Origin of the sequence: Actinomadura sp. WAC 06369 (assembly GCF_003947565.1) — a bacterium.
GTDB lineage: Bacteria > Actinomycetota > Actinomycetes > Streptosporangiales > Streptosporangiaceae > Spirillospora > Spirillospora rifamycini.
The window spans coordinates 1-5,641 of sequence record NZ_QHJN01000283.1 but is presented as its reverse complement, the minus strand read 5'-3'; the positions used below and the strand labels follow the sequence as shown (position 1 = coordinate 5,641).

At 73.2% G+C, this 5,641-nt stretch carries 6 protein-coding genes; 3 read left to right on the top strand and 3 right to left on the bottom strand.

The annotated features are described in order from the left end of the window. From DMH08_RS38100 to DMH08_RS38090, 3 genes are all read left to right on the top strand, one after another. Window positions 1-559 (top strand): Uma2 family endonuclease (locus tag DMH08_RS38100; protein WP_148108648.1); only part of this gene is annotated, 559 nt, incomplete at its 5' end. A gap of 23 nt (window positions 560-582) precedes the next feature. Next, entirely contained in the window at window positions 583-1,527 is a 945-nt protein-coding gene (locus DMH08_RS38095) for an NADP-dependent oxidoreductase (RefSeq protein ID WP_125621089.1), read from the top strand. A gap of 29 nt (window positions 1,528-1,556) precedes the next feature. Further along, window positions 1,557-2,246, top strand: a complete 690-nt coding sequence (locus tag DMH08_RS38090; RefSeq protein ID WP_125621087.1) for a cupin domain-containing protein — start codon at window positions 1,557-1,559, stop codon at window positions 2,244-2,246. A 9-nt stretch (window positions 2,247-2,255) separates the two neighbouring features. Here the strand turns inward: DMH08_RS38090 and DMH08_RS38085 are convergent, their stop codons facing one another. The 3 genes from DMH08_RS38085 to DMH08_RS38075 form a co-directional block, all read right to left on the bottom strand. Continuing rightward, window positions 2,256-3,275, bottom strand: coding sequence for a sugar phosphate isomerase/epimerase family protein (locus DMH08_RS38085; RefSeq protein ID WP_026401178.1), 1,020 nt, complete (start codon window positions 3,273-3,275; stop codon window positions 2,256-2,258). Between the two features lies 1 nt (window position 3,276). Then, entirely contained in the window at window positions 3,277-4,419 is a 1,143-nt protein-coding gene (locus DMH08_RS38080) for a Gfo/Idh/MocA family protein (protein WP_125621085.1), read from the bottom strand. Window positions 4,420-4,545: 126 nt separating this feature from the next. After that, the gene (locus tag DMH08_RS38075; RefSeq protein ID WP_026401180.1) at window positions 4,546-5,610 is read right to left on the bottom strand and encodes an ABC transporter substrate-binding protein; all 1,065 of its coding nucleotides are present in this window, start codon (window positions 5,608-5,610) and stop codon (window positions 4,546-4,548) included. Window positions 5,611-5,641 lie beyond the last annotated feature (31 nt).

Genomic DNA, 5,641 nt, shown 5'->3' with positions numbered 1-5,641 from the left:
CGGCCCTTACACGCTGTACGACCTGGACGCACTGCCCGAGGACGGGCGGCGCCACGAACTCGCCGACGGGTGGCTGACCGAGCTGCCGGGCGACGTGTGGCACGACCACGCCGCCGACCGGTTGAAGGAGATCCTCAAGGACGCGGCCCGGCAGGCCGACGCGGACGTCCACGTCGCGGGCGCGCGGCAGGACGTGACGACCCGCGCGGGCATCCGCAGGCCGGACGTGTTCGCGGTCGCCCGCGACGTCGCGCGGCTGGCGCTCGAACGCCGCAGCCGCACGTACTACGGCCCCGACCTGATCTTCGTCGCCGAGGTCGTGACGCCGCGCACCGGGAACGAGCAGACGGACCGGGTGCGCAAGGTCGAGGAGTACGCGGCGACGGGGATCCCGCACTACTGGCTCGTCGATCTGGAGCCGCGGCCCGCGCTGACGCTGATGGAGCTCGCGGACGGGCGGTACGAGATCGTCCGCCGGGTCCGGTCCGGGGAGACGGTCGAGGTGGAGCGCCCGTTCCCGATCGCGTTCGACCCGGCCCGGCTGTCCGAAATGGAATGATCACCCCGTCGAGGGAGGGGACGATGAGCGAGAAGATGCGAGCGGTCCGGCAGGACGTGACGGGCGGACCGGACGTGCTGGAACTGGTGGAGGTCGACCGGCCGGTGCCGGGGCCCACGGAGGTCCTGGTCCGGGTGCACGCGGCCGGGGTGAACCCGACCGACTGGAAGCACCGGGCCGGCAAGGGCTTCCTCGGGGACCCGCCGTTCACGCTGGGCTGGGACGTCTCGGGCACGGTCGAGGCGGTGGGCGTCGGGGTGACGATCCACAAGCCGGGCGACGAGGTGTTCGGGATGCTGCGGTACCCGTTCGGGGTCGGCTCGCACGCCGACTACGTGGCGGCGCCGTCGCGGACGTTCGTCCGCAAGCCCGCGAACATCGACCACGTGCAGGCGGGCGCGCTGCCGCTGGCGGCGCTGACCGCGTGGCAGTCGCTGGTCGACACGGCCGGGGTCCGGGAGGGACGGCGGGTGCTGGTGCACGCGGCGGCCGGCGGGGTCGGGCACCTGGCGGTGCAGATCGCGAAGGCGCGCGGCGCGGAGGTGCTGGGGACGGCGAGCGGCGGCAAGCACGGGTTCCTGCGGCGGATCGGGGTGGACGAGCCGATCGACTACACGTCGGTGGACTTCGCCGAGGTCGCCGAGGACGTCGACGTGGTGCTCGACCCGATCGGCGGCGAGTACGGGACGCGGTCGCTGCGGGTGCTGCGGCCCGGCGGCGTCCTGGTGTCGCTGCTGCGCAACGCGCCGGAGGGGTTCGCGGGCGCGGCCGAGGACGCCGGGGTGCGCTGGGAGGGGCTCCTGGTCGAGCCGGACCACCACGCGATGCGGCAGATCGCGGCCCTGGCGGAGGCCGGGAGGCTGCACGCCGAGATCGACGCGGTGTTCCCGCTGGAGGAGGCGGCGCGCGCGCACGAGCGGGGCGAGACGGGTCACGTCACCGGCAAGATCGTCCTGACCATGGTCTGACGCCGTCCCCGCTCCTCTAGGTTGTGATCATGCTGCTGCTCACGACATCGGACGGCTGGCGCGCGCAGCCGGGACCACGGTTCGTACTGTCCGAGGCGGGGGGTGTGTGGGCGCCGGACCAGGAGCAGGACGTCCTCGCGGTCGCCGACGACGCGTTCCCGGACGGCCAGGTCCTCGCGGTCACGCTGGACCCGGCGCCGGGGATCCGCCCGCCGCAGGGCGTGATCGACCGGACGACCGCGGCGCGCGTCCGGTACCTGCGGCGCGGCCCGGACGGACGGCACACGGCGCTCCTCGACCGCCCCGCGACCGCGGAGGCGCTCGACCTGCTGCCCCACCCGGAGGGCGGCTGGTACCGGGAGACGTGGCGCTCGGACGTCCGGTTCGTCCCGGACGGCTACCCGGGCGAGCGGGCGAGCGCGACCGGCATCTACTTCCTGCTGCCGCCCGGCGAGGAGTCGATGTGGCACGCGGTGCGGTCCGCCGAGCTGTGGCTGTGGCACCGCGGCGGACCGCTGCACCTCGTGCTGGGCGGCACCGGGGAGCGCCCCGGGGAGGAGCGGACGGTCGTCGTCGGCGGGGACGTCGAGGCCGGGCAGGCGCCGCAGGCGGTCGTCCCCGCCGGGACGTGGCAGGCGGCGCGGCCGGCGGGGCCGGAGGAGGTCCTCGTGAGCTGCGTGGTCTCCCCCGGCTTCGACTTCGCCGACTTCCGCGCCTGACCGCCCTTCCTACTCGTCCTTCGCGAAGGCGGCGTCGAACGACGCGGTCGGCGGCTCCATCGCGTTGAGCGCCCGGACGAACCGGAGCGCCTCGGGCGCGCCCTGCAGGCGGTCCATGCCCGCGTCCTCCCACTCGATCGAGACGGGGCCGCCGTAGCCGATGGCGTTGAGGGCGCGGAACACGTCCTCCCACGGGACGTCGCCGCGGCCGGTGGAGATGAAGTCCCAGCCGCGCCGCAGGTCGCCCCACGGCAGGTGGGACGACAGCCGGCCGCGGCGGCCGTCGCCGGTGCGGACCTTGGTGTCCTTGCAGTCGACGTGGTAGATCCGGTCGCGGAAGTCGAACAGGAAGCCCACGGCGTCGAGTTCCTGCCAGACGAAGTGGGACGGGTCGAAGTTGAGGCCGAACGCGGGCCGGTGGCCGATCGCCTCCAGCGTCCGGACGGTCGAGTGGTAGTCGTAGGCGATCTCGCTCGGGTGGACCTCGTGCGCGAACCGGACGCCGACCTCGTCGAAGACGTCCAGGATCGGGTTCCACCGGTCGGCGAAGTCGGCGTAGCCGCGCTCGATCATCGACTCGGGGGTGGGCGGGAACATCGCGACGGTGTGCCAGATCGACGAGCCGGTGAACCCGATGACGGTGTCGACGCCGAGTTTCGCGGCGGCCCGCGCGGTGTCCTTGATCTCCTCGGCGGCCCGGGTCCGGATCCCCTCGGCCTCGCCGTCGCCCCAGATCCGCTCGGGCAGGATCGCCTGGTGGCGCTCGTCCGGGATGTCGCAGACGGCCTGCCCGACGAGGTGGTTGGAGATCGCCCACACCTTCAGCCCGTGCTCGGCCAGCGTCTCCAGCTTGCGGGGGATGTAGGAGTCGTCGGCCAGGGCCTTGTCGACCTCGAAGTGGTCGCCCCAGCAGGCGATCTCGAGGCCCTCGTAGCCCCAGCCGGACGCCAGCCGGCAGACCTCCTCGAACGGCAGGTCCGCCCACTGACCGGTGAACAGGGTGATCGGTCGTGCCGCTTTCTCCGACATGTCACGCGTTCCCTTCGACGGTGGTCCAGCCGCCGCCCTCGGCGGCGCTGCGCTCGACGGCCGCCAGCACCCGCTGCACCCGCAGCCCGTCGGCGAACGACGGGGCGGGGTCGGTGCCCTCGGCGATGGCGGTGAGCAGGTCGGCCATCTGGTGGGTGAAGGTGTGCTCGTAGCCGAGCATGTGGCCGGGCGGCCACCACCGCCCGGCGTAGGGGTGCACGTCCTCGGTGACGACGATCCGGCGGAACCCGGCGGTCGCCGCGTCCTCGGCCGTGTCGTGGAACCACAGCTCGTTCAGCGACTCCAGGTCGAACGACAGGGCGCCCGCCGAGCCGCTGACCTCGATCCGCAGCGCGTTCTTGCGGCCCGCCGCCACCCGCGTCGCCTCGAACGCCGCGACCGCCCCGCCGTCGGTGCGGCCGAGGAACAGCGCGGCGTCGTCCACGGTGACCGGGGCCGTCCCGCCGCCGGGCAGGGGCCGCTCGTGGGTGAAGGTCTCGGTCAGCGCGGTGACGCCGGTCAGGAGCTGCCCGGTGACGAACTGCGCGGTGTCGATGATGTGCGCGCCGATGTCGCCGAGCGCGCCCGACCCGGCCCTGTCACGGTCCAACCGCCAGGTGTGCGGGGACTCGGGGTCGGTCAGCCAGTCCTGGAGGTACTGCGCCCGGATCTGCCGGACGGTCCCGATGCGGCCCTCGGCGACCAGCCGGCGCGCCAGCGTCACCGCGGGGACCCGCCGGTAGTTGAACCCGACCATCGAGCGGACGCCGCGCGCGCGGGCCCGTTCGGCGGCGGCGACCATCGACTCGGCCTCGGCGACCGTGTTGGCCAGCGGCTTCTCGCACAGCACGTGCTTGCCCGCGTCCAGCGCCGCGACCGCGATCTCGGCGTGGCTGTCGCCCGGCGTGCAGACGTCGACGAGCTGGACGTCGTCGCGGCGCAGCAGTTCCTTCCAGTCGGTCTCGGCCGACGCCCAGCCCAGCGCGCGGGCGGCGGCGCCGGTGCGTGCGGCGTCGCGCCCGGCCAGGGCGGTCATCACGGGGGTCAGCGGCGGATCGAAGAACGGTCCGACGCTGCGCCACGCCTGGGAGTGGGCGCGCCCCATGAACGCATGCCCGACCATCCCGACTCCGACGGTCGTCATTTCGTGCTCACCTCTCTGTATCGCCCGGGCCGCGCCCGCCGGGTCTCGGCGGGCGCGTCCCGGGACGGCTCGGACGGGTGCGGGACGCGGGCGCGGCCGCCCGCGGCGGCCGCCTGCGGCTGCCGGCTACGACTCGAAGCCGAGCGGCATGTACGTGTCGACGTTCGCCTTGGTGATCGTCTCGGACGCCAGCGTGATCGACTGCGGGACCTGCAGCTCGACGAGGTCGGCCATGCCCTTGCCCTGCGCGATCAGCCGCGCCAGTTTGACCGCCGAACCCGCCATCGTCGGCGGGTAGGTGACGGTCGCCTCCAGCACCCCGCCCTTCTTGATCTCCCGCATGGCGTTGGCGGACCCGGCGCCGCCGACCATGAAGAACTCGTCCCGTCCGGACTGCGTGATCGCGGCGAGGACGCCGACGCCCTGGTCGTCGTCGTGGTTCCACAGCGCGTCGATCTTCTTGTGGGCCGACAGCAGGTTGCTGGTGACCTCGTTGCCGGACTCCACGGTGAACTCCGCGGCCTGGCTGTCGGTGACCGAGAACCCGTAGGTCTTCAGCGTGTCCGCGAAGCCCTTGCTGCGCTCCTGGGTGAGCGGCAGCGTCGCGATGCCCTGCACCTCGACGATCACCGGGTTCGAGACGCCGTCGTCCTTCAGCTTCTTGCCGATGTAGTGGCCCGCGGACACGCCCATGCCGTAGTTGTCGCCGCCGAGCCATGTCCGGTACGACAGCTTGTCGGGGAAGACGCGGTCCAGGTTGATGACCGGGATGCCGGCGTCCATCGCCTTGCGGGCGACCTGGTTCAGCTGCTCGCCGTCGTTCGGCAGGATCACCAGCGCGTTGACCTTCGCCTGGATCAGCGACTCGACCGCGGAGATCTGCTGGTTGATGTCGTTGGTCGGCTCGACCGGCTTCCACTCGACGTCGGTGTACTGCTTGGCCTGCGCCTCGGCGTCCTTGGCGATCGCCGCCATCCAGCCGTGGTCGGCGGCCGGGGCGGAGAACCCGATCGTGACCTTCTTGCCGGGCTTGTCGTTGTCGCCGGCCAGCGTGCCGCGGGCGGCGGTGCCGCCGTCGTCCGGCTCGGCGTTGCTCGTGCACGCCGCGGCGAGGGTGCCGGCGGCGACGACGGCGCCGCCGAACAGGACGCCTCTGCGGCTGGGACGGGACGGGCTGCTCTGATCGCGCATGTCGTGCTCCTGATCGGGGGGTGGGGGGTGA